Source organism: Cryobacterium sp. PH29-G1 (genome assembly GCF_030063365.1).
Classification (GTDB): domain Bacteria; phylum Actinomycetota; class Actinomycetes; order Actinomycetales; family Microbacteriaceae; genus Cryobacterium.
Map to the genome: position 1 here is coordinate 1 of NZ_JASISY010000026.1, position 987 is coordinate 987.

The 987-nt window shown below is 70.7% G+C and carries 1 protein-coding gene; it reads left to right on the forward strand.

The features are described from left to right. On the forward strand, positions 1-987 hold a 987-nt coding region (locus QMK22_RS17440), incomplete at both ends, for a DUF222 domain-containing protein (protein ID WP_283498922.1).

Sequence of the window (987 nt, forward strand, 5' to 3'; positions counted from 1 at the left end):
TGACGCCCATGTTCATGGAAAGCCCCGGCGAGACCAGCGTGAACCCCGTTATTGTGGCGGTGGAGCAGGCGCGGGGAATTCTCCTTGAAGCGTTGGGTGGGGTGTCGTTTGGGTTGCTCGGCGACGAAGAATCCCTCACCATGCTCCTCGCGCTGGAGAGCGTGGGTCGGGTCATCGACGGAGCCCGGGTACTCTCCACGTCGGATGTGTTGCGTCGGTCCGAATATTTCGATGCTGCTGGCGCTGCTCAGGTTGCCGCTTCTACCGCTGTTTCTGCCGCTGCTGCGGGCAGTGCTGCTGCGGGCAGTGCTGGTGCGGGCAGTGCTGGTGCGGCGTCCGTGACGCCGGACAGCGCGTCGGCGGCCACGGGCACGGCGATCGCGTCGGGGCTGGGCGCGGCGGGGCTGGGCGCGGCGACGCTGGGGGCGCCGACGCTGGCTCGTCGGCTGGGCTGTCGCAGCGGGGTTGACCTGGTCTGCACCCTCGCCCGGCTGTCCCGCAGCGAGGTGCGCCAGCGCGCCGCGCTCGGCCAGAAAGCGGGCCAGCGGATGCTCCTCGGCCGTCCCCTCGTGCCTACCTACCCCGTCCTCGGCGAAGCGTTGCAGGGCGGAACGCTCGGCGTGGAGCAGGCCCGGGTGATCGTGCAGGTGCTCGACGGCCTCCGCTCTGAAGTCGTGGTCGAGGACCTCGACCGGGTCGAACGCTCCCTCGTCGCAAGCGGTTCCGGCGCGATCACGCCCGAAACCGAGGGGCTCCCCGGCGCTGGCATCGCCTTCGCCCCCGAGTTGCTGCGGCAGCAGGGCGTCCAGTGGAAGGCACGACTCGCGCCCGACGGCACCGCGCCCGGTGACACCCCGCCCGAACGGCGCAGCTGGCTCACCTTCGGCGCCCTGAGCAACGGCGGCTACAGCCTCAACGGCTGGTTCACCACCCTGGACCGCGCCATCATCGGCAACGTCTTCGACGCGTACCTCTCCGCCGCCGCAG